The sequence below is a fragment of the Listeria kieliensis genome (assembly GCF_003369925.1).
Lineage (GTDB): Bacteria > Bacillota > Bacilli > Lactobacillales > Listeriaceae > Listeria > Listeria kieliensis_A.
The window spans coordinates 491,905-513,247 of the sequence record NZ_LARY01000001.1 but is presented as its reverse complement, the minus strand read 5'-3'; the positions used below and the strand labels follow the sequence as shown (position 1 = coordinate 513,247).

General features: G+C 40.8%; 22 protein-coding genes. 5 read left to right on the top strand and 17 right to left on the bottom strand.

What is annotated here, in order from left to right; genetic code table 11:
- Nucleotides 1-9: 9 nt before the first annotated feature.
- The 14 genes from UR08_RS02615 to UR08_RS02550 form a co-directional block, all read right to left on the bottom strand.
- On the bottom strand, nt 10-726 hold the full coding sequence (locus tag UR08_RS02615; protein WP_115752104.1) for a DnaD domain-containing protein: 717 nt from the start codon (nt 724-726) through the stop codon (nt 10-12).
- A 132-nt stretch (nt 727-858) separates the two neighbouring features.
- Nucleotides 859-2,151 carry an asparagine--tRNA ligase gene (gene asnS, locus UR08_RS02610; protein WP_115752697.1) on the bottom strand — a complete coding sequence of 431 codons (1,293 nt, stop codon included), beginning with the start codon at nt 2,149-2,151 and terminating at the stop codon, nt 859-861.
- 12 nt (nt 2,152-2,163) lie between these two features.
- A complete protein-coding gene (locus UR08_RS02605) occupies nt 2,164-3,348 on the bottom strand; it encodes a pyridoxal phosphate-dependent aminotransferase (RefSeq protein ID WP_115752103.1) in 1,185 nt (394 codons plus the stop codon).
- 33 nt (nt 3,349-3,381) lie between these two features.
- Entirely contained in the window at nt 3,382-3,945 is a 564-nt protein-coding gene (locus UR08_RS02600) for a cell wall elongation regulator TseB-like domain-containing protein (RefSeq protein WP_420812312.1), read from the bottom strand.
- A 38-nt stretch (nt 3,946-3,983) separates the two neighbouring features.
- Complete coding sequence (gene dinG, locus UR08_RS02595; RefSeq protein ID WP_115752101.1) at nt 3,984-6,782, bottom strand: ATP-dependent DNA helicase DinG; 2,799 nt, start codon at nt 6,780-6,782, stop codon at nt 3,984-3,986.
- Between the two features lie 36 nt (nt 6,783-6,818).
- Nucleotides 6,819-7,205, bottom strand: coding sequence for an aspartate 1-decarboxylase (gene panD, locus UR08_RS02590; protein ID WP_115752100.1), 387 nt, complete (start codon nt 7,203-7,205; stop codon nt 6,819-6,821).
- Entirely contained in the window at nt 7,180-8,055 is an 876-nt protein-coding gene (gene panC / locus UR08_RS02585) for a pantoate--beta-alanine ligase (protein WP_115752099.1), read from the bottom strand. Before panC ends, panD begins: the two co-directional genes overlap by 26 nt.
- Nucleotides 8,055-8,894: a 3-methyl-2-oxobutanoate hydroxymethyltransferase gene (gene panB, locus UR08_RS02580; RefSeq protein ID WP_115752098.1), complete on the bottom strand. Its 840-nt coding sequence runs from the start codon at nt 8,892-8,894 to the stop codon at nt 8,055-8,057. The genes panC and panB overlap by 1 nt, the downstream gene beginning before the upstream one ends.
- A 185-nt stretch (nt 8,895-9,079) precedes the next feature.
- The gene (locus UR08_RS02575; RefSeq protein ID WP_115752097.1) at nt 9,080-9,328 is read right to left on the bottom strand and encodes a hypothetical protein; all 249 of its coding nucleotides are present in this window, start codon (nt 9,326-9,328) and stop codon (nt 9,080-9,082) included.
- A 125-nt stretch (nt 9,329-9,453) separates the two neighbouring features.
- Nucleotides 9,454-9,924 carry a thioredoxin family protein gene (locus UR08_RS02570; protein WP_165849936.1) on the bottom strand — a complete coding sequence of 157 codons (471 nt, stop codon included), beginning with the start codon at nt 9,922-9,924 and terminating at the stop codon, nt 9,454-9,456.
- A 136-nt stretch (nt 9,925-10,060) separates the two neighbouring features.
- Complete coding sequence (locus UR08_RS02565) at nt 10,061-11,038, bottom strand: biotin--[acetyl-CoA-carboxylase] ligase (protein ID WP_115752095.1); 978 nt, start codon at nt 11,036-11,038, stop codon at nt 10,061-10,063.
- Nucleotides 11,019-12,203, bottom strand: a complete 1,185-nt coding sequence (locus UR08_RS02560) for a CCA tRNA nucleotidyltransferase (protein WP_115752094.1) — start codon at nt 12,201-12,203, stop codon at nt 11,019-11,021. The genes UR08_RS02565 and UR08_RS02560 overlap by 20 nt, the downstream gene beginning before the upstream one ends.
- 27 nt (nt 12,204-12,230) lie before the next feature.
- The gene (dapB, locus tag UR08_RS02555; protein ID WP_240616036.1) at nt 12,231-13,019 is read right to left on the bottom strand and encodes a 4-hydroxy-tetrahydrodipicolinate reductase; all 789 of its coding nucleotides are present in this window, start codon (nt 13,017-13,019) and stop codon (nt 12,231-12,233) included.
- Entirely contained in the window at nt 13,015-13,353 is a 339-nt protein-coding gene (locus tag UR08_RS02550) for a nucleotide pyrophosphohydrolase (protein ID WP_115752092.1), read from the bottom strand. The genes dapB and UR08_RS02550 overlap by 5 nt, the downstream gene beginning before the upstream one ends.
- A gap of 112 nt (nt 13,354-13,465) precedes the next feature.
- Between UR08_RS02550 and UR08_RS02545 the strand changes: the two genes are divergently transcribed.
- Nucleotides 13,466-14,332 (top strand): YitT family protein, encoded by an 867-nt coding sequence (locus UR08_RS02545; RefSeq protein WP_115752091.1) that lies wholly within the window; start codon nt 13,466-13,468, stop codon nt 14,330-14,332.
- Here the strand turns inward: UR08_RS02545 and UR08_RS02540 are convergent.
- Together UR08_RS02540 and UR08_RS02535 are read right to left on the bottom strand one after the other, a co-directional pair.
- Nucleotides 14,329-15,429, bottom strand: a complete 1,101-nt coding sequence (locus UR08_RS02540; protein ID WP_115752090.1) for an NAD(P)/FAD-dependent oxidoreductase — start codon at nt 15,427-15,429, stop codon at nt 14,329-14,331. The genes UR08_RS02545 and UR08_RS02540 overlap by 4 nt on opposite strands.
- Entirely contained in the window at nt 15,426-16,100 is a 675-nt protein-coding gene (locus UR08_RS02535) for a uracil-DNA glycosylase (protein ID WP_420812295.1), read from the bottom strand. The genes UR08_RS02540 and UR08_RS02535 overlap by 4 nt, the downstream gene beginning before the upstream one ends.
- Before the next feature lie 233 nt (nt 16,101-16,333).
- Here UR08_RS02535 and UR08_RS02530 point away from each other — a divergent pair, with 233 nt between their 5' ends.
- From UR08_RS02530 to UR08_RS02515, 4 genes are all read left to right on the top strand, one after another.
- Nucleotides 16,334-17,347, top strand: a complete 1,014-nt coding sequence (locus UR08_RS02530; protein WP_115752088.1) for a serine hydrolase domain-containing protein — start codon at nt 16,334-16,336, stop codon at nt 17,345-17,347.
- 373 nt (nt 17,348-17,720) lie between these two features.
- Nucleotides 17,721-18,515, top strand: coding sequence for a helix-turn-helix domain-containing protein (locus tag UR08_RS02525; RefSeq protein WP_115752087.1), 795 nt, complete (start codon nt 17,721-17,723; stop codon nt 18,513-18,515).
- 163 nt (nt 18,516-18,678) lie between these two features.
- Entirely contained in the window at nt 18,679-19,152 is a 474-nt protein-coding gene (locus UR08_RS02520; RefSeq protein ID WP_133296330.1) for a hypothetical protein, read from the top strand.
- Between the two features lie 142 nt (nt 19,153-19,294).
- Nucleotides 19,295-19,960: an MIP family channel protein gene (locus UR08_RS02515; protein WP_165849951.1), complete on the top strand. Its 666-nt coding sequence runs from the start codon at nt 19,295-19,297 to the stop codon at nt 19,958-19,960.
- Nucleotides 19,961-20,063: 103 nt separating this feature from the next.
- Here UR08_RS02515 and UR08_RS02510 read toward each other — a convergent pair whose 3' ends face one another.
- Nucleotides 20,064-21,329: a BaiN/RdsA family NAD(P)/FAD-dependent oxidoreductase gene (locus UR08_RS02510; RefSeq protein ID WP_115752084.1), complete on the bottom strand. Its 1,266-nt coding sequence runs from the start codon at nt 21,327-21,329 to the stop codon at nt 20,064-20,066.
- Between the last annotated feature and the right edge of the window lie 14 nt (nt 21,330-21,343).

Here is a 21,343-nt window from a genome sequence, read left to right as displayed (position 1 = left end):
CTTCGTTTGTCACCCTTTTCTGTTTTCCAGCCAATCATAAAGCGGTATGGAATTTTTACTTTTTTTGATTTCACCTGGCGTACTCGAAAACCCCGTGCGGCTATGCTGATGAAATTCCTCTGCCACACGCTGCGCATCTTCTACAGTTTTCACACCTTTGTCTTTCCAGTTCAGTAAAATACGATCTATATATCGGAAATTCTTTTTTTGGGCGATAACGGCTTCTTTTAGCGCTTCTCGAACTAATGCTGGTGCAAAATGGTCTTGATCTAGCCAGCCGGAAATCATTTCCGCTTCAATCGGTGATAACGGGCGACCGAATTCAGATTCAAATAATCGGTACACATGAATTTCATTTTGTTCTTCTTGCTGCACTTGTGTGCGCAAGGCTTCATTTTCCAAATACGCTTCTAATTTATGATAAAGTGGCGCGAGTGAGTAACGTTCTGTAAGCATTCCATTTGTTTTTTCTTGTTCAATCATGAGAATTCCTTTATGAAAAAGCGTCTCTACAAGGCGCATCACGTTTTCTTTTCCAAGCGTCATTCGTTCCGCCAGTTCTTCCATAGAAGGGAAAGGGTTCCCAGCCGTGCGAAACGACTCAATTTGCAAAATAAGCACGAGCTCCGTCTCATTCATTTGAAGCGCTGCATAGTGGCGCATCACCACTTGTGGAAGGGATACAACACCTTCTACAATCCAGTCTCTCGTTAATTTTTGATCCATCTTAAACACCTCATCCAAATTATAGCATAGACCCGAATAATAAGAAAATCTAGGTCAAAATGATTTTTTAGGCAAGAAAAAAAGAAAAGCAAGGCAATTTATAGCCCTTGCTTTTCGAAACTATTTTTTCTATTAAGGATACAGACGGTTTAGTAAACGTGGGAATGGAATAGTTTCACGAACATGTTCCGCCCCTGTTAACCAAGCAACCGTTCTTTCAAGACCAAGTCCAAAACCTGAGTGCGGAACTGAGCCATAACGAGCAAGATCAATATACCAGCTATATGCTTCTTCATCCAAGCCAAACTCTTTGATGCGTTCAAGAAGAACATCTAGATCATGAATCCGCTCGGAACCGCCAATAATTTCTCCGTAACCTTCAGGCGCAATAAGATCGGCACAAAGCACTACATCTGGATTCTCCGGATCTTCTGGCATATAAAATGGTTTGATTCCCTTCGGATAATGTGTGATGAAAACCGGTTTCTCAAAGCTATCCGCAATCGCTGTTTCATGTGGTGCCCCGAAGTCTTCGCCCCACTCAATATCATCAAAGCCTTTTTCTTTTAATAATTTAACAGCATCTGTATAGGTGATGCGCGGGAATGGTGCAATCATTTTTTCAAGCACTGTTGTGTCACGCCCAAGTCGTTCAAGTTCAAGTGCGCAGTGATCAAGCACTGATTTCACCAAGAAAGCCACATAATTTTCTTGTACTTCTAAGCTATCTTTTAATTCATAGAATGCCATTTCTGGTTCGATCATCCAGAATTCAATTAAATGACGGCGTGTTTTGGATTTTTCAGCCCGAAAAGTTGGACCGAATGAGAAAACTTTCCCAAAGGCCATAGCCGCTGCTTCCATATAAAGTTGACCACTTTGTGAAAGGTAAGCATCTTCCTCAAAATATTTCGTATGGAAAAGCTCGGTTGTCCCTTCTGGCGCACTGCCCGTTAGAATCGGTGGGTCAATTTTAATAAAGCCTTCACGGTTAAAGAATTCGTAAGTAGCTCGGATAATTTCGTTCCGAATCTTCATAATGGCATGTTGACGATTAGAACGTAGCCATAAATGACGATGATCCATTAAAAATTCAGTTCCATGTTCTTTTGGCGTAATCGGATAGTCATGTGCTTCTGCGATGACTTGAATTCCTTTCACTGCCATTTCATAGCCAAACGGTGAACGTGTATCTTCTTGGATTGTTCCCGTAACATAAAAACTCGTTTCTTGCGTCATACTTTTAGCAAGCTGAAAAATTTCTTCTTCGACTTCTGCTTTTACGACAACACCTTGCATAAAAGCGGTACCATCGCGCATTTGTAAGAAAGCAATTTTCCCGCTTGACCGTTTATTTGCAAGCCAAACGCCAATTGTCACTTCTTGATTGACATAATCTTTTGCTTGATTGATTGTTATTTTCACCATTTACACTCCCTATTTCATCATAAAATCTTGAATTCGGTTTAACGCAGTTTGGAAAAGTTCTGGATCTGTTGCATAAGATAATCGGATATAATCTGGCATTCCAAATCCAGATCCAGGGATCACAGCAACAAGCGCTTGATTGAGCAGTGCCTCCGCAAAATCATCCACGGAATCAAATCCTTTTTGTTCGGCAGCTTCTTTTGCTTCAATGAAAAAGTAAAAAGCGCCATCCGGTTTTTTAGGTTTAAACCCAGGAATTTTTTCAAGCTGTGGATAAAAGCGTTTCATTCGCTCTTCAAACGCTTGATACATCTTTTCAGGCACTTCTTGACTGCCTTCGTATGCTTCAAGCGCTGCATACTGAGCACTCACACTTGGATTACTTGTCATATGGTCAGCCAGTTTCCCCATAGCCGCAATAACAGAACGTGGACCTGCTGCATAGCCAATTCGCCAACCTGTCATCGCATAAGCCTTTGAAACCCCATTCACAACAATCGTCCGCTCATAAAATTTCGGACCAAAACTAGCCACTGAAACAAGTTCAGCTGGATCTCCATAATACAGTTTTTCATAAATCTCATCCGAAATGATATAAAGATCATGCTGAATAGCGAGTTTTGCAAGTGCCTTCAGTTCAGCAGGCGAATAACTCATCCCTGTTGGGTTGTTGGGGGAATTTAACACAATGGCTTTTGTTTTCAGAGTGATGGCTTTTTCTAAATCAGCAGGAAGAATCTTAAAGTCTTGATCAAAACCCGTTTCTACGAAAATCGGAACGCCTCCAGCAAGTTTGACTTGTTCCGGATAAGTGACCCAATACGGAACTGGAATGATCACTTCATCGCCTGGATTGATAATTGCTTGGAATGCAGAATAAAGGACATGTTTCGCCCCAGTCCCTACAAAAATTTGTTCCTCTGTGTAATCAAGTGATTGATCTCGCTTTAACTTCTTACAGATCGCATCTTTTAATTCCTTAATCCCACTCGAAGGCGTATATTTTGTATGCCCTTCTTCCATAGAGCGATAAGCCGCTTGAATAATATTTTCAGGCGTATTAAAATCTGGTTCTCCTGCTCCAAGCCCAATTACATCAATACCTTCTTGTTTCATCCTTTTAGCTTTTGCTGTAATAAAAAGCGTTGGGGATGGGGCAACTTGTTCTACACGGTTTGACAAAGGCTGTTTCATCTTTCTCTCCTCCAATTCGAACTCTTCTTCCATCTATAAGTTTTCAATTTGCCGTAGCCATTTTCCTTCGCTAAACGACATGTCATAATAACCTAGTCGATCATCTTTATCCAAGTAACTAACTTCCCAAAGTGGAATGCCTTCTTCCATTCCAAGCGTTACCTTTAAAATCTTGGCTGGATTTTTCTTCGCTTTAACGATTTCACGTGCCTTCTTTTCAGAAATGCCATCGGAAGCATATTTCACTAAGATTTCACCCGATTTCTTTTTCGGAACCCAGACAATGATTTTTTTCCCAGCTTTATTTTCACCAGTCAACACATAGTAAGTTTCTTTCGTTCCATTATAAAGATAAAATTGATCTTGTTTTTTTAAATCTACATTTCCCTCAATCCGGGAAAGCGCTGTCGCTTCTTCTTTTTTAAGCGGCTTTTCAGAATAACTTAAAAACCAAATCCCCGCTAGAAAAAGGACGATAACAACCGCAAGTAGAATCAGAATTATAGGTAAAACTCTACGTTTCTTCCTTGTTCGCAACATATTCCTCTCATTTCTTTCTTCAAATTGCCGAACATTCGGCAGAAGAATGCTAAACATGTTCTTATTATAGCAATTCAAAACTGACTTTTGAAGTGTTATTCCTCTTCTTCCTTAAAAAAGTTCGTCATTTCTTCTAGCAAGATTGATTTTTCACCTTTGATTTCCGTTACAGCCGGAATGGAATTTAAAAAACTCTGGCCAAAACTTGTTGTATCAACACGATTATCAAAAATCACGACTATGCCTCGATCCGTTTCTCGCCGAATCAAACGGCCAAATCCTTGTTTGAAACGCAAAACAGCTTGCGGAAGTGAAAAAGTTTGAAACGCATTTTCGCCACGCTTTTTATGCAAATCAATTTGCGCTTTTGTATAAGGATCATCAAGTGGCGCAAATGGCAAGCGAACAATCACAAGACAGCTAAGGGCTTCACCTGGAATGTCGATTCCTTCCCAAAAGCTTGTTGTACCAAGCAATACTGCTCGGTCAAACTGACGAAACTGCTTCGTTAAGCGGTTGACACTCCCACTTGAAATGCCTTGTCCAAGAATCATAAATTCTTCCAGTTCTTGCCGCTCTTTCAAATAGCTATAAACGAGGCGCAGCATCTCATGCGAAGTGAAAAGTACAAGCATTTTTCCTTTTGTAATCAATAACATTTCTGTTAAATAATCCGCAAGTATTCGCGTATAGTCTTGAACGGGCGTCCCTTTAATTTGGGGCATATCGCTTGGAATCAAGACGCGAGCATGATCTGCATAATTAAACGGTGACGGAATTTGCGCTTCAATTAATTCTAATTCACTAAGCCCGAGTTCTTTTTTTATATAGGAGAACTTGCCGTTTACAGAAAGTGTGGCCGACGTTAAAATGACACTTTCCTTTTTGGAAAAGAAAGCTTCTTTTAAGGCCTCTTCTGGCGTCATATAAGAACCAATGATCCGCAAACTTGAAACATGATGGTTTTTGTCCGACTCAAGCGTAATCGTCATCACTTCTTCGCCCTTCACTTCAAGCCGCTTAAATTCGTCACTCATCGCTTTCCAGTCAAGTAAAAACGAGTAGACTTCTTCCACAAAAGCTGTTTCTGCTTCTTTTAGTGGCGCTTCAGCTCGTCCCTTTTCAAGCAAATTGCTTAAATGTCGCTCTACTTCATGGAAAAGTACGGCCACGTTATCCGCTGCATAGCGAAGCGTTTCCGTGAAATGCACCACTTCTTGATTTTCGATCAAAACAAGCTTCGTATCCGCTTTTTTTGTACTTACAAGCAAGGCATGTAACTCCGTAAAAAAGCTTTCAATTGCCTCGTTTAACTTCACTTGCGCAATATTTAAATCAAATAAACTTTCCTCTCCTGGAAATACAAAAGCAAGCCGGCTAAGGAGCGAATATTTTTCGAGTGTCCCTAGTTGGTTTAGGAAATATTTGACTTTGCGATAAGACAAAATAAAGCTTTTTTTCTCGCGAGCACTCTCCGCAAAATGATGTGCCTCATCAATGACCGCAACCGAATAGTCTGGCAGAATTTTTCTTGCTTGAAAATGATCGGCCAAAAGAAGCGCGTGATTAACGATCAAAAGATCCGCCCGTTTCGCTTTTTCAACACTAAATTTATAAAAATCATGTTGAATAAACGGATCATCTCCTTCTGGTAAATACCAACCCGTGTGTTTCAAGCGGTTCCAGAAAAGTGCGCCTCCGCTCGATAAATTGACTTCATCAATATCCCCAGTTTCCGTTTCAGACAACCAAACCAAAAGTTTCATTTTCGTCACAACCACGTCATATTGCGGATCGGATTCATTCAAGAGTTGCTCGAACTTAAAAAGATTAAGATAATGCTCACGTCCCTTTAAAACTTCCGCTTGAACATCCATGCCTGCAAGGCTTCTCGCAAGCGGAACATCTTTTTCAAAGAGTTGTGTCTGTAAAGCGTTCGTATATGTACTAATTAAAACCGGTTCTTGTCTGTCCTTGGCTACATAAAGAGCCGGCAAAAAATAACCCAAAGACTTCCCGATCCCTGTTCCTGCCTCAATCAAAGCGTGTTTTTTCTCCACCATCGCACGGTACACCAAATTCATCATTTCAAACTGGCCGTTTCTTGCATAAAGCGGTGTTCCCGCTTGTTTTAACAAGGCTTGCTTTTCCTCTACTTCTTGCGGGAAAGTTCGGCCGGAATCTACTTTTTTGGCTTGATTTTTCGGTAACTGTTTTTTGCGCAATACAAGGCCACGATAAACAAACAAATGAGCTGGAATTTCCTCGCGTTGCTTTCCTTTTTTCATTTCGGTTTCAAATAAAAGCGTTGGCAAGTGATTTTTTAGTGGGCTGGAAACAGCCGTTAATTTTTCAACAAGCGGAAGCGGCAAACGTTCTAGTTTGGCCAGCAACTGAATGAGCAAAAGAGCCGTGACTTCCGCATCGCTATCTGCTTGGTGCGGATTTTCATGCGCCAAGTCAAATTCATCTCCGAGGTCCTGCAACTTGTAACTATCAATTTCTGGATATAGAATCCGCGCTAATTCCACCGTATCAAGAAGCGGAATCTTAGGTGGCGTCATTCCGATTCGAAGCATTTCCTTTTGCAAAAAAGTCCAATCAAACGAAACATTGTGCGCCACAAAAATGGTTCCTTCTAGTAGGGCATAAATCGTTTCCGCTACATCTTCAAAAAGTGGTGCATCTTGAACATCACTCGAATCAATCCCCGTAAGTTCTTTAATGAACGGCGGGATCGGTTTTTCTGGGTTAATAAAAGTTGAAAAGCGCTGAACAATTTTCCCATCTTCTACCATTACAGCTGCAAACTGGATGATTCGATCTTCTCTAGAAGCTTGATTTCCCGTTGTTTCAAGATCGACCACCACATATTTTTTCAATCTGCTTTTCATTTTCTTCACCTTCCTAAAACCCGATCCGCCGTATTTTTATTCGAGTGTTGCTTCCGGCAATTCCTGATAGAGCCTTTCCACAATTTGATTGTGTTCATCCAGTACAATCACCTTCGGAACGAGTTTTCTTGCTTCTTCCGTTTCCATCTCTGCGTAACCCATAATAATAATCGTATCTCCAGGAGCGACGAGCCTTGCTGCGGCACCATTCACACAGATCACACCACTTCCACGTGCACCTTCTATGATATACGTTTCAAATCGTGCTCCATTATGATTATCAACAATTTGAACCCGCTCATTTGGTAAAAGCCCCGTTGCTTCCAGTAAATCCGCATCAATCGTAATGCTTCCCACATAATTTAAATTAGCTTCCGTCACTTTTGCGCGGTGAATTTTAGCAAACATCATCGTTCGTAGCATTCGTTTCACCTCCGCTTACTCGCACAATTTCATTATCTATCAAACGCGCTTTTTCATACTGCACGGCGATAGCAAGAATGATGGGTTTTGTAAAATCCGTAACGGGTTTAAAATCTGGATAACTATAAAGTGCTAAATAATCGAGTTTCAAAGTAGCTGCACGAAGCACTTCCCGAACCGCATCCAAAATTTCTTTTTCATTTTGGCAGCCGTCCAAAATACGAGCCTTCCCAGCTAAAAGTGCTTGATGAATCACAGGAGCTTCTTTTCGTTCTTCTTCGAGCAAATTAACATTCCGGCTACTTTTTGCAAGTCCATCTGGCTCTCGCACCGTTTCAACTACACGAATATTCACCGGTAAAAAATAGTCGGAAACAAAATTTTGAACCACCGCAACTTGTTGCGCATCTTTTTGCCCAAAATAAGCACGATCTGGCTGAACGAGCATAAATAATTTTAAAAGCACCGTCAAGACTCCATCAAAGTGCCCCGGGCGTGCCTTCCCGTCCAAAACATCAACAGCTTGAACAGCTTTTATCTGAGCACTCACGTCTTTTGGATAAATCTCTTCCACTGAGGGAATAAATAAAAGATCCACCCCTGCACGTTCACTTTGTTTTTGGTCTTTTTCTTCATCACGCGGATAAGCCTCTAAATCCTCGCTTGGACCAAATTGTGTCGGATTTACGAAGACACTTGCCACAACAAATTCATTTTCTAAGCGAGCTTTTTTCATCAAAGCAAGGTGGCCTTCGTGCAAATAACCCATCGTCGGTACAAAACCAATGATCTTGTTTACTTGCTGAGAGAGTATAGCTTTTAACGCTCTCTTCGAACGAACAACTTGCATCACGCTTTTCCTCCCCCATAAAGACCTCGGAGCTCTTCTTCTTTCATCGTAAACGAATGAGCATCTGTAGGGAATTTTTTCGTCTTTACATCGGCCACATACGCTTCAAGCGCTGGTTCAATCAATTGGTCTACTTCTGCATAAGCTTTGACAAATTTCGCTCGGCGCGAAATCCCGTATCCAACAATATCGTGATACACAAGTACTTGGCCATCCGTTCCTGCGCCTGCTCCGATGCCAATAGTCGGAATCGTCAGCGTCTCTGTGACTTTTTCAGCTAACTGTTTCGGGATAGCTTCGAGAACAAGTGCAATAGCTCCTGCGGATTCGATTTCCTTTGCTTGGCGAAGTAACACATTCGCTTCTTCCGTAGATTTTGCGCGGACTTTATAGCTCCCAGTAAGCCCAACGCTTTGCGGAGTAAGGCCGAGATGCGCCACAACTGGAGCTCCTGCTTCTGTTAAAAAACGAATTTGCTCCGTGACAAGACCTGCTCCTTCTAGTTTAATCGCATCCGCGCCACCTTCTTGGATAAGCAAACGTGCATTTTGAAGCGTCTCAGTTGTTGAACCATGATAACTCATAAAAGGCATATCGCTCACAACAAATGTATCTGGCGCTCCTCGTTTTACAGCTTTTGTATGGTGAATCATATCAGAAAGTGTCACAGGAACGGTCGATTCATACCCAAGTACCACCATTCCAAGCGAGTCACCAACGAGAATCATATCCATCCCTGCTGCTTCTGCATTCCGCGCTGACGGATAATCGTAAGCCGTCATCATCACAATCTTTTCAGAGCACGACTTCATTTCTAAAAAATCAATCGGTTTCTTCATTTTTTCATCCTTTCGTCCATGTTCGAATGTCGAATCACGGCAAAAAATTCATCTTTTAAAGTGGGACCGTATCGTTTCCTTTGGAATACAATCAATTCGCCCAGCTTCATCTGCTATCTTATCACATTTTTAAAGTCCCTTAAAGTTTAGCGCGCAAAGAAAAAGCACCGACCAAAGGATCGGTGCTACTTTGTTTCTTTAGGCGGGAAAGGAATAATTTGACGGTTACTCCCCGAATCTTTTTCTTTCGTATTTTCCTCTTCACCTTCTGCTTGCTTCAACAAGTCAAAACTTAATTCATCAATCAAATTTTCACTTTGTCGAACAATCTCCCAAAAAGTTCTAGCCTCACTTGGGTCTTGCTTGAAAATATCTTCAAGCGTTTTTCTCGCTAGCGCCATGCGTTCTTCCTTTCGCATGTACGGCTGCTCCATCTCGCTCATCCCCCTCAAAATAAAATACTCATCCCTATTTTAGCACTTCTTAAGCGGATAAATTGTGACGAAAAAATGAATTTTATTAGGAAGAAGCGAAAATTTATCAAAAAAGTATTGCTTTTTTATGGCAAATTTTTCCTGAGCCAATTTGTCAGCTCTTTTTTGGAGTCATTTCCATGGAAAATATCTATTATTTTTCCATTTTTAAAAGCAATCAATGTAGGAACTGAATCAACTTTAACTTGTTTTAAAGCACTAATCATGGCTTTACGATTCGTTTCACTAGCTCGGTCAGTATTGTAGTAATCAAGCTTTCCCCAGTTATTTTCCTTTAAGACCTCTTGTAAAATTGGCTGAAAGGCTTGGCAATCTGGACAAGTTGGTCGCCCAATGTAAACTACTTTCTCCTGTTTGTCAAGCTGTATCTGTTGAAATTTTTTCGTCCCGATCGGATTCAAAAATGATTTGCCAGCTTTCTCAGTCTGCTCTGCCTTTTCATTTGCTGCTTTGTCCGATTCAGAAAATGAACCGCATGCTCCCAGTAAAAGCAAAGCGACCAGCGAAACTAGCAGTAGCTGGATAGATTTTCGCATATCAAACCTCCTCATTTGGATTATACCGGAAATCAGTTCAAATGAAAAAAAGAAAAAAGGCGGATTTCAAGCCCACCTTTTTTGGAATTTCCAGTTTTCCCCCCCTCATTTCCTGCAAAAAAAGCATTTTGAATCCTTAATTTTCGAATTCAATGTCCGCAGAATAAATCGCGTGCTGCACACCCTCATCATCCCGAACAAATAAAACCCCCGTATCCGAAATCCCCTCGGCTTTCCCAGTAATCACACCTTTTAGCGTGCTCACTCGAATCCGCTTTGAAAAAGGAATCGCTTGCTCTTCCCAAAGTAACTTAATCGGCGCAAATCCTTGTTCAAGGTATAGTTTATAATATTTTTCAAGCCGCTTAAAAATTTCCTGAATGATTTCTGTTCGTGAAAAGACTTGTCCCGCTTCAATTCGAAGAGATGTTGCTTTTTGCTTCAAGTCCTCTGGAAAAGCCGCTTGATTCACGTTAATCCCTATGCCGATGATAACCGCGTGAATCGTTTCTGCTTCTGCTTGCATTTCCGTTAACACACCACAAATCTTCCGTTTTCCAATGTAAATGTCATTGGGCCACTTGATTCTCGCCGCAAGCCCCGTAAGCTTTTGAACCGTCTCTGAAACCGCGAGTGAAGCAATAAAGGTAAGCTGTGGCACTTCCATAATCGGAATATCCGGCTTCAAAATCACACTCGTAAAGATCCCTTCTCCGCGGCTTGAAAGCCAGTCTCGCTTTAACCTTCCTTTGCCAGCATTTTGAAAGTCAGCCACGATCGCCGTTCCTTCTGGTGCGCCGTTATTTACTTTTTCATGGGCGATCAGCTGCGTTGAAGTCACTTCCTCATAAAAATATAACGTGCGGCCGATAAATTCCGTTTCAAGCCCTAACAGCAAACTATCTTTCGAGAAAAGCGTGCCAAATTTTTCTAATCGGTAGCCTTTATTTCTGACCGCCTCAATTTGAAACCCTTCTTTACGGAGATTTTCCATGTGTTTCCAAATCGCTGCCCGTGAAATTCCTAGCTGCTGCGCAATTTCTTCTCCGGATACAAACTGATCCACGTGCTTCGAAAAAAGCGCCAACAGTTTATCACGATTCTGATTTGCCATCTAAAAGCCACCTCCTAATTGCTTCTTCTTGATTCTGAAGCTCCCCAGAAACAATTTTCTGTTCGATTTCTATTAATAATTCGCTAAGCCACGGGCCGCCTGTTTTTTCATAAAAAGCCATCAAAAAACGTCCATCAATCGCCATTTCTGACCGGGCATGGATCGGAAGCGCCTCATAGTTTGCAAGTGCCACTTGTAGATCGTTTTCTTGCCCGATTAACGCCTTCCCGCTTTCCACAAGACGAATCCCTTCAATTTGTGCTTGGTACAGCTTGTAATTCGTCCACGGCTTCTCTTCTTGTATTAATGCATAAGCTTGTTCTGTTCGTTTGGTTTGCTGATTCGACAACTTCCAAGCCCTTAAAAAGGCTCGAACCGAATCCGGGTGTACAGCAAGCACGAGGCTTAGCCACACTAAATCTTCACTTGGTTTTTCAGGAAACTTGAAACTTGCTAGTTTGGCGAGCGCCTCCTTTTTGTCCAGAAGACCTGGCAAATAGCGTTCCATGCAAGTTTCAATGATTAGCTTAAATGCGCAAACGCGTCCTTTTCCCTGAACAAGCTTGACCCATTCTACGCGAATCCGTTCAACAGCCGTATGCGCAAGCAAACTAACTTCTTTTTTCAAAGCTTGTCTCGTTTTTTCTTCCAAGGTAAATTCGAGCTGACTTAAAAAGCGAACAGCCCGCATAATCCGTAAAGCATCTTCTCTAAAACGGTGCTCAGGCTCTCCAACCGCTTTAATTTCCCGTCGCAAAATCGCTAATTCTCCCGAAAAAGGATCATGCAGTTTTCCCGATTTATCCATCGCAATAGCATTCATGGTAAAATCCCGCCGGAGCAAATCTTCCTCGAGCGAACGAACGAATTTGACTTCACTCGGTCTTCTGAAATCCACATATTTTCCTTCTGTTCGGAAAGTCGTGACTTCATATAGTTCATCGCCGAGCCGAACCGTGACCGTCCCGTGCTCTATCCCGGTATCATAAGTTTTGCGAAATAACTGCTTCACTTCTTCAGGAAAAGCACTAGTCGCAATGTCGACATCGTTTACGTCACGCTTTAGCAAATAATCGCGCACTGCTCCGCCAACGAAATAAGCTTCATAACCTGCTTGTTCTAAAGTTTCTAGTACGGGAAGTGCTTTTTTAAAAATGAGATCCATGGTTTTCTCCTGTCCTAAAAGAATTCCTTACAAAATATTTTCAAGACCATAAATCAGCGTTTTCCATTCCGCCGTTTTGCGGATCGCAAGCGTAACCCCTGACATGAACGAAACGCGATCGTAGGAATCATGACGGATGGTAAGTCCTTGTCCAGCAGCTCCAAATAGTACCTCTTGATGGGCAACTAAGCCGGGCAAGCGAACACTGTGGATATGCATGCCTTCAAAATTGGCACCACGCGCACCCGGTAGTGTTTCTTTTTCATCTGGATGGCCTTGTTCGATTTTTTCACGTGTTTTGGAGATCATTTCTGCTGTTTTCACTGCTGTTCCACTTGGCGCATCAAGTTTACGGTCATGATGCAATTCAATGATTTCAACATTTGGAAAGTAACGAGCTGCTTTTTCAGCAAATTGCATCATTAAAACCGCTCCCACTGCGAAGTTCGGTGCAATTAAACTTCCGGTTTGTTTTTCTTCGGCAAGTTTGGTTAGCTCCTCAATTTGTTCAGTCGTAAATCCAGTTGTTCCAACGATTGCTCGAACTCCGTGTTCAATGATCGTCTTCGTATTTTGATAAGCGGAAGCTGGCGTCGTAAAATCAACAACCGCTTCAGGGCTTGCTTCTTGCAATAATTGTTTGAGATCTCCATAAACCGGAACATCTTCTGCGTGAAACTCAGGTAGTTCGGCGATATTTTTTTCAGTTGGCTCGTGATCTAGTACCGCTACAAGTTCCATATCATTTTCAGCGAGAACCGTTCGCACGACTTCACTGCCCATTCTTCCTTTAAAACCAGATACCGCTACTTTAATCATTTTCATTTTCCTCCTTTTTCGTCCAACGATCTTTGTCACGCGTCTTAAATTTGCGCATCACTCTGTCATGAGCTTCTTCCATATCGATATCTAAAGAGTTTGCCATGCACGTTAAAACAAACAAGCAATCTCCTAGTTCTTCTTCGAGCGATTTTTCTCCTTCAGAGGTTTTCTTCGGCTTTTCGCCATAATAATGGTTGATTTCACGTGCTAGCTCGCCTGTTTCTTCTGTAATCCGAGCCATCATCGCAAGCGGTGAAAAATACCCTTCTTTAAACTGACCGATGAACTGATCGACTTCCTTTTGCATCTCTTGAATAGTCTTTGCCACGTAAATTCCCCCTTCATTTATGGTACACTAAAAAAGTGAACCCTGCATTCTGTTCTTATTATACCTAACCTACATAAATAACGTCTATCAAAGACCGAGAAAGGAGAAATCTATGCTTAAAACAATTCGTTTAAAAAATATCCTTTTTATCATGCTCGGGACAGCCATTTATGCTTTTGGACTTGTTAATTTTAACATTCAAAATGGGCTTGGTGAAGGTGGCCTCACAGGGATCACCCTCATTTTGCTCCACTTTCTGCACATTGACCCTGCCTACACCAATATTCTGCTCAACGCTCCGCTTTTTTTGATTGGCTGGCGCGTCCTTGGAAGCCGCGCGTTTGTCTATACAGGAGTCGGTACGCTTAGTTTGTCACTCTTTTTATGGATTTTCCAGCGAATTCCCTTTACACTTGATCTACATGCTGACTTACTGCTTGTCACCCTCTTTGCCGGCGGATTCACTGGGATTGGTCTTGGGATCGTCTTCCGCTACGGAGGGACGACGGGCGGAAGTGACATTATCGCCAAACTTTTAAATTATAAAAAAGGCATCAGCATGGGGCGGACACTTTTCTTATTTGACGCGATCGTCCTTACTGCTTCAATTTCTTACCTTGACATTCGCCAAGTCATGTACACGCTTGTCGCCGTATTTATCGGTTCACGCGTCATTGATTTTGTTCAAGAAGGAGCTTACGCCGCAAGAGGTGCCATGATCATCTCCAAAGACAACGAAAAAATTGCCGCTCATGTCATGCAAATGATGAACCGAGGTGTTACCATTCTCGAAGGAAGAGGCGGCTTTTCAAAGCTCGATCAAGATGTGCTTTACATCGTGGTTGCTAAAAATGAAATCATTCAATTAAAACAAATCATCGAATCCGTTGACCCGCATGCTTTCGTTTCTGTTAGTACCGTCCATGATGTGATGGGAGAAGGATTTACACTAGATGAAAATAAAAATCCGCTTGTTTAACGTTTTTCGATATATTTTTTCGGATCAAATGGCGCAAGATCGAACGAAGCAGCCTCATTTGCCACAAGTCCCGCTAACAGTTTCCCGACAAAAGGTCCCGTCGTTAGCCCCGAAGCCCCTAACCCATTGGCAAGAAAAACTTGATTGGGGAGCCATTCTCCGATAAACGGAGTAAAGTCCGACGTATACGGCCGTGTTCCAACAGAAAGCGTCATTTCACTTGGCGACTCATTAAACTGTATAAACGGCTCGAGCTCAGTTAAAATCTCTTCCTGCGCCTCCTTCGTCGGCGTGAGATCAAACTGAGCTTCTTTTTCGTGGGTTGCACCAAGCAACAACTGGCCGCCATCAAAAGGAACGATGGATTTCGACGCAGGCGGCAAGACAACCGGCCAATCATCCATCTTCAAGCTTTCAAAGTGAAGCGAAAGCAGCTGCCCTTTTTGAGCTAGTAAATCAACCGCGTAACCCGCCTTTGCCAGAAACGGTTTGAGCCATGCTCCATTTGCGAGAAGCAGCTTGTCATAAGCCATTCTATGCCCATCCACAGTTAGCCTGATTTTTTCATCTAAAGCTGCATTGCCGTGAATAATTTGTGCTCCGTAAAGGCTAGCTCCTTCAAGTAATGCATCCCGGACAAGTGCTCCCTTACTCCTGCCTCCGCCGCTTAGAAAAACGGCGCCATACCCTTCTCGAACGAGTGGAAAGCGCTCTTTCACTTCTTCTGGGGGAAACTTTTCGATCGTTCCCATCTCGGGCGCTTCTTCCTTACGTTCAATCGCAAGTTCATAAAGTGCATCAAGACTTTTCCCTTCTTTCCGCAAGCAAAGCGTCCCCACTTGTTTATATCCAGAAACAAGTCCTAAATCCGCAAGCTCAAGATCGAGTTCCGGATAAAACTTGGCGCTCGCTTTGGCGAGCTCGTACCAAACTTTGTTCCGCCTTTTTGAGACCCACGGACAAATAATTCCCGCCGCGTGTTCCGTTGCTTGTCCCGCATCTTTCCGGTCAATAACTGTCACAGAATGACCATTTCTTGCCAGGTGATAAGCGGCGCTTGCCCCGACAATTCCAGAGCCAACAACTACAAATTTCATCTTAAATACTCCTTTACATATGAACCAATTGCTTCAAAATCCGCTTTGATCTGCGGTAATAGTTTCCGATTATAAAAAATACTTGCTGGGTGAAAAGTAGGAATAATCGTATAGCATGTTTCTGTCCATTCAAACCGGTTTTCATCAAGCGAAGCAAGCTTTTGAATGGGTTTTACGAGCAGCTGACCATGTAAATCAGAAACGCCAGCTTCTTTTCCAAGCAATCGTCTTAAGCCAATATTGCCAAGCGTGATAATTAGCTTGGGCTGAATGGCTTGAATTTCAAAATCCAGAACAGGCGCCTGCGCGTAAATTTCTTTTTGCGTCGGCGTACGGTTATAACGTCGTTTGATCATTTCACCTGTTTTCCGATCTTTCTTTTCCCCGTAACGATACGGTCTACTTCTCACCGCACTCGTAATATAGACATCTTCCCTTGTAAGGCCAGCAATTTCCATGAATTGCATCAATTCATCACCTGCTCGTCCACTAAAAGGAATCAAATTATGAATTTCCGTTTCTCCCGGCGCCTCACCTACAAACATGATTTTAGCTGTCTTTTTCCCTTGCCCAGGAACAAAACCTTCTAGTCGAAAAGACTCGCTTCGTTTTTTAGCAAGCACCACCAGTTCTGCTGGTGTCACAAGTGTTTCGGCTTCTGTTTCTGTCACTTCTACCACACCTTTTTCTGTTATTGACATTCCCCTACTGATTTGTGATAATGAGGTTAATTTGTTAAGTAAACCACAATTAATGAAATAAACGGGCAAGAAACAATCATTTTTATTGTACCGTAAAATTCAAATAAAGAAAAAAAGGAAGCATTGGCCTCACGATAGATTATCAAATTCATTTGATCCAGATGGCTATTATTTTGAATGAACCAGTGAATGGAGGCTTATTTATGTTTAAACAAACAACCAACTTGTTACACCAATTAGTTCATGAGAAAACCGCTCCAGGGGTGAGTTTTGCCATTTTAACTCCGCAATCCACCCAAACAGCTGTTTTAGGCGATAAAACCTGGGTGCCTGAAAAAACGCCATTACTTCCTTCGACATCGAATCTGTATGATTTAGCTTCTTTAACGAAGGTACTTGCAACAACTATTCGACTGGTTCAACTACATGAAAAAGCCTTGTTCAACTGGAACGATACGCTTAGTAATTATTTACCTCGTTTCAAGCACGAAACAATCACGATTCTCGATCTTGTTACTCACACATCGGGTTTGCCTAAAAGCGTTCCTCACTTTGTGATTGAAAAGCCAAGTGATGTCAAGCGTTACGTCTATTCTGCGGAACAAGTAAAGCCAGCAAAAGAATTTGTGGAGTACTCAGATATTAACTTTTTACTGCTTGGCTATTTAATTGAGGCGCTTGTACCAGAACCTTTCGAAAAGCAAATTGAACAAAACATTTTAAGACCGCTTGGCACGAAACAAACAAGCTTTTATTCAGCCGATCCAGAGAGCTCTGTTCCGACTGAACTCTCAGACAAACGAGGATTGATCACTGGAATCGTTCATGATCATAAAGCGTTTATTGCTGGTGGAAATACAGGACATGCTGGTTTATTTTCCTCACTTGATGATTTGCTTTTATTTGCGGAGGCTTTTCTTTTTAAAGATGGAGCGCCACTTTTTTCGAGACAGAGCTTGGATGCTATCCGAGAAAACTACACGCCAAGTTTGAATCGCGACCGAGGTATTGGCTTTGATTTGCGAAAAATCCAAGATCACTTTGCTCTGTATCATACGGGTTTTACGGGAACTTTTATTGTTCTTGATCCTTTAACGCAGCACGGGCTAGTTGTACTTTCAAATCGGATTCATCCTACTCGAAACAATCCCCTTTTCCTTGAGAAACGAGAAGAAATTGTAGATACTTTCTTAATGGAAGTTAAGCCAAACAAGTAAAAGTTCATGAATCGCTAAAATAGAACAGGAATGTCAGAACTTCCATTAAAACATGGTTTAGTTTCTTGATTTCTGTTCTTATTTATTTTTTTGCCCATCTTCATTTATCAAGTGAATAATCTTTCTAAGAATTCCTGCAACAAGTGTACTTGATAGAAGCTTGCATTTCCATTTTCTTCTAACAAACGTCCTCCGTCAATTCCTTTCATTATCTATCAATTTAAAGTGAATTTTAAAATAGATTTAATCACCGTATCAGTAAGATTTTAAAAATACTGTCAATAATTAGTCTACAGGAAAAAATTTTGCCAGTTTAATTTAATAGGAAAATGGTATTGTATAGAAAGATATCTCAACCTAAGGGTGATAAATTATGAATAACTTTTTAATTGATTTTTTCATCAACAAAAGCAATCATCGAAAAGTTCGGTTACTAAAAGAACTATCCACCGAACCTAAAGATATCGAAACTTTTGCTGACAAATTAGCCGTTTCAAAAGAAACTATTCGAAAAGATTTTTCTTATTTTGCCGATGTACAACCTGATGCGATTATAAAAACAACTGAATTAAACAAAGTTTTTTACACATGCTCTCCCCAAAACAAATATCAACTGATGCTGAAAATCATCCAAGAAGAACCTAGTTTTTTTATTTTCAAGCATCTTTTCAGCCACGACAAGTTGGATGTAACTAAAATCTTGACCACCTTTTTCTTCTCTGAATCCACGTATGCTAGATACTTAAAGGCCCTAAATCATTTGCTCTGTAGCTATTCCGTTAAACTGAAGAACAATCCACTTATCCTTACAGGTAGCGAATTAAATATCCGCAACTTTTACAACAAATTACTGTACTTTAGTCGAGAATACCCCATTTTTGTAAATGACTTATTTTTTTATGATGACTTTATTGCTTCTTTAAAAGAACAATTTCCTTCTTATATTGCTTCCTATGACGCAAACAAAATTCTATATCGCTTCAAGGTCTCGGTTAAACGTTTATCTCTAGGTCACACAATTCACCTGAGTGATAAGCAACGAGAAGGCATTGTTCGCTGTGACGATTATGAGTTATTCAAAAAGCAAATCGCTCGACTAACTAAACAATATTTTCAGCTACATGACCTTCCAGAAGATGAATTTGTTTTTTTTTACCGTCATGCTTAAAGAAGGACATGTTTACTGCAAGGATAGTCTTCACTTTCAACTACAACGACAGAAACATTATTTGTTCAATAAGACACACAAGGCCCTTTGTCGCCAATTTTTAAATATCCAAGATGAAACTCTTTTAGATGTTCTCAGCTGCTATTTAAATGATGTTTATATATTGAATGATTTCGCTCAAACAAGCATCATTGATGATCTTCTCTCCTATAATCAACCAATTTTTTATGAAGAAAAACTCTATAAGCAATGCCTTGCCTTGACACAAGTTTATACAGATTCCGCTCAAAAACGCCCTGTTATTGCCTATACACTTTGCCAAATTATCATGGCAAATCAAATCGAACCGATTGAACAAATTACTATTTATCTTTTTTTAGATGAAGAAAAAAATAGGAAGCTCTATATCGAAGCAATGCTGATCAATTTATTTTCTAGCAATATTAATATTGTCAGCCTCTCAAACTGTGATCCAGCCTTTCAGTCAAACTTAACTACTTTTCAATATTTAATTACCAATCATTATGCCTTCCAAGAAAATGCACATACCTATTATATCAGCACACCCTGTGAAATTTCTGAAATTGAAAATATTATTCACGGAATTCTTAAATCTTTTGTTCTAGTCTATGAATAAATGCTCTTAACTATTTTGATTTTATTTATTCATCGAAACGCCAAAATTTCACTCATAAAACATTAAATCTAGATTTTTTAACATAAAAAAACCATTATAATAGTATAGGATCTCTATATTATTCATGTTTTAAGGAGGAAAGATTTTGAAAAAAGCTTTAGCTGAATTTATCGGCACTTTTACACTCGTTCTGTTTGGTACCGGAACCGCTGTCCTTGGGGGCGGCATAGAAGGAGTTGGGACACCAGGCATTGCACTCGCATTCGGCCTTTCTATTGTTGCCATGGCTTATAGTATTGGAACGATTTCAGGTTGTCATATCAATCCTGCTGTTTCCATTGCCATGTTTATCAATAAACGCATGCCGTTAAAAGAACTTCTTATTTATCTGATTGCACAAATTTTGGGAGGGATTGTCGCAACGCTCACACTTCGAACTTTTTTACTTACCTCTTCTCTTCCGACAGATAATCTTGGTCAAAATGGATTTGGTGCCCTTTCAGTTTCAGGCGCATTTTTAGTAGAAGTGATCTTAACCTTTATTTTCGTTTTAGTTGTGATGGCTGTAACCGGAAAAAAAGGAAATACAGCTTTTGCAGGTCTTGCTATTGGACTCACTTTGACACTTGTTCATTTGCTTGGCATTCCTTTAACTGGAACATCTGTTAATCCAGCGAGAAGTATTGCACCTGCTTTATTTGTAGGCCAGAGTGCACTTTCTGAACTTTGGCTTTTCATTATAGCTCCGATACTTGGAGGAATTTTAGCTGCTTTTGTCAGCAAGTTTGTATTAGACAGCGAAAAATAGCTTAAGTACGATTCAAGTTACATTTAAAAGAACAGAAATGAAGCGGATAGCCTTACTACAAAATGGACTTCCCGTCACTTCTGTTCTTTTTTATTCGTCCAGTTTAATTACCTTGTTCTGCAAAAAAAGCTGCGTTCTCCCCTGCCGTGTGCCCTGTTACAAGAGCGCAAGTGATATTATATCCGCCGGTATAGCCATTAATATCTAAAATTTCACCACAAAAAAACAATCCAGACATGAGTTTAGACTGCATTTCTCGAGGATTAATTTCTTTAATAGAAACACCGCCACCCGTTACAAAGGCTTTATCAAAACTTAATGTTCCGTTTACTGTAAAGAGAAAGTTTTTAAGTGACCAAACAAATTGATCTAGTTTCTTTGGGCTGACTTGTCGATATGAATTTTCAATATCTAAATTCGCTTTTTCTAGCAAAAAAAGTAGTAGTTTTTCTTGTGTAAGTGAGGCAAGTGCATTTTTCAAAGCTTTTTTAGGACTCGCTTCAAGTAGTGCAAAAACGCGTTTTTTTAAAGTTTCCGGTGATTCATCAGGAAATAAATCAAGCTGCATCGTCACTTGGTTTTGATTTTTCAATTCTTTCAAAACAAACATGCTACACCGCAGTGCGGCAGGTCCTGAAATCCCAAAGTGAGTAAAGATCATATCCATTTGGTGGGTAATGATCGGTTTTCCTTTGGAGTTAAACACTGAAAGCGCTATATCGCGAAGTGAAATACCTTGTAGACGTTTTTTTTGAATAAACTCTTCATTCGAAGTGATCGGTACTTCTGTTGGATAAAGTTCCGTGATAGTGTGCCCTGCTTCTTTTGCCCAAGCATAACCATCTCCTGTAGAACCAGTGCGTGGAACTGATTTCCCACCTACAGCTACAATCACACTTCTCGCCGTTATTTCTTGCCCATCCAGAAGGATAACCCCAGTTGTTGCCCCATTTTCATAGCAAACTCGTTTAACGGCTGTCTTCATATAGACTTTTACATTTAGTTTCTCCATGCGCTGAATCATTGCTTCTGCAACGGAACGTGCACTATTTGACACTGGAAACATTCGACCATGGTCTTCTTCTTTTAATTGAACCCCTAGTTTTTCAAAAAACGTGATAATATCTTCATTGTCAAATTGATGAAACGCACTATATAAAAAGCGTCCATTCCCAGGAATATGCTGAATAATTTCATCTACAGGTCTACGATTTGTTACATTGCACCGTCCTCCTCCAGATAAAATCAGCTTTCTTCCTAATTTAGGGCCCTTTTCAATCAATAAAACTTGTTTATTTTGTTCAGCAGCTGAAATAGCCGCCATTAATCCAGATGGTCCTCCACCAATCACAATTACATCAAAATCCATTCCATTACTCCTTT

Bases quoted from the DNA above. Each gene is read 5' to 3' on its own strand.
- UR08_RS02570 (WP_165849936.1), bottom strand. From the start codon at position 9,924: ATGCGAAAATCTATCCAGCTACTGCTAGTTTCGCTGGTCGCTTTGCTT.
- UR08_RS02600 (WP_420812312.1), bottom strand. From the start codon at position 3,945: ATGTTTAGCATTCTTCTGCCGAATGTTCGGCAATTTGAAGAAAGAAAT.
- UR08_RS02510 (WP_115752084.1), bottom strand. From the start codon at position 21,329: ATGGATTTTGATGTAATTGTGATTGGTGGAGGACCATCTGGATTAATG.
- UR08_RS02525 (WP_115752087.1), top strand. From the start codon at position 17,721: ATGAATAACTTTTTAATTGATTTTTTCATCAACAAAAGCAATCATCGA.
- UR08_RS02560 (WP_115752094.1), bottom strand. From the start codon at position 12,203: ATGGATCTCATTTTTAAAAAAGCACTTCCCGTACTAGAAACTTTAGAA.
- UR08_RS02540 (WP_115752090.1), bottom strand. From the start codon at position 15,429: ATGAAATTTGTAGTTGTTGGCTCTGGAATTGTCGGGGCAAGCGCCGCT.
- dinG (WP_115752101.1), bottom strand. From the start codon at position 6,782: ATGAAAAGCAGATTGAAAAAATATGTGGTGGTCGATCTTGAAACAACG.
- panB (WP_115752098.1), bottom strand. From the start codon at position 8,894: ATGAAGAAACCGATTGATTTTTTAGAAATGAAGTCGTGCTCTGAAAAG.
- panC (WP_115752099.1), bottom strand. From the start codon at position 8,055: ATGCAAGTTGTTCGTTCGAAGAGAGCGTTAAAAGCTATACTCTCTCAG.
- UR08_RS02530 (WP_115752088.1), top strand. From the start codon at position 16,334: ATGTTTAAACAAACAACCAACTTGTTACACCAATTAGTTCATGAGAAA.
- UR08_RS02575 (WP_115752097.1), bottom strand. From the start codon at position 9,328: ATGGAGCAGCCGTACATGCGAAAGGAAGAACGCATGGCGCTAGCGAGA.
- UR08_RS02565 (WP_115752095.1), bottom strand. From the start codon at position 11,038: ATGGCAAATCAGAATCGTGATAAACTGTTGGCGCTTTTTTCGAAGCAC.
- UR08_RS02545 (WP_115752091.1), top strand. From the start codon at position 13,466: ATGCTTAAAACAATTCGTTTAAAAAATATCCTTTTTATCATGCTCGGG.
- UR08_RS02615 (WP_115752104.1), bottom strand. From the start codon at position 726: ATGGATCAAAAATTAACGAGAGACTGGATTGTAGAAGGTGTTGTATCC.
- UR08_RS02605 (WP_115752103.1), bottom strand. From the start codon at position 3,348: ATGAAACAGCCTTTGTCAAACCGTGTAGAACAAGTTGCCCCATCCCCA.
- panD (WP_115752100.1), bottom strand. From the start codon at position 7,205: ATGCTACGAACGATGATGTTTGCTAAAATTCACCGCGCAAAAGTGACG.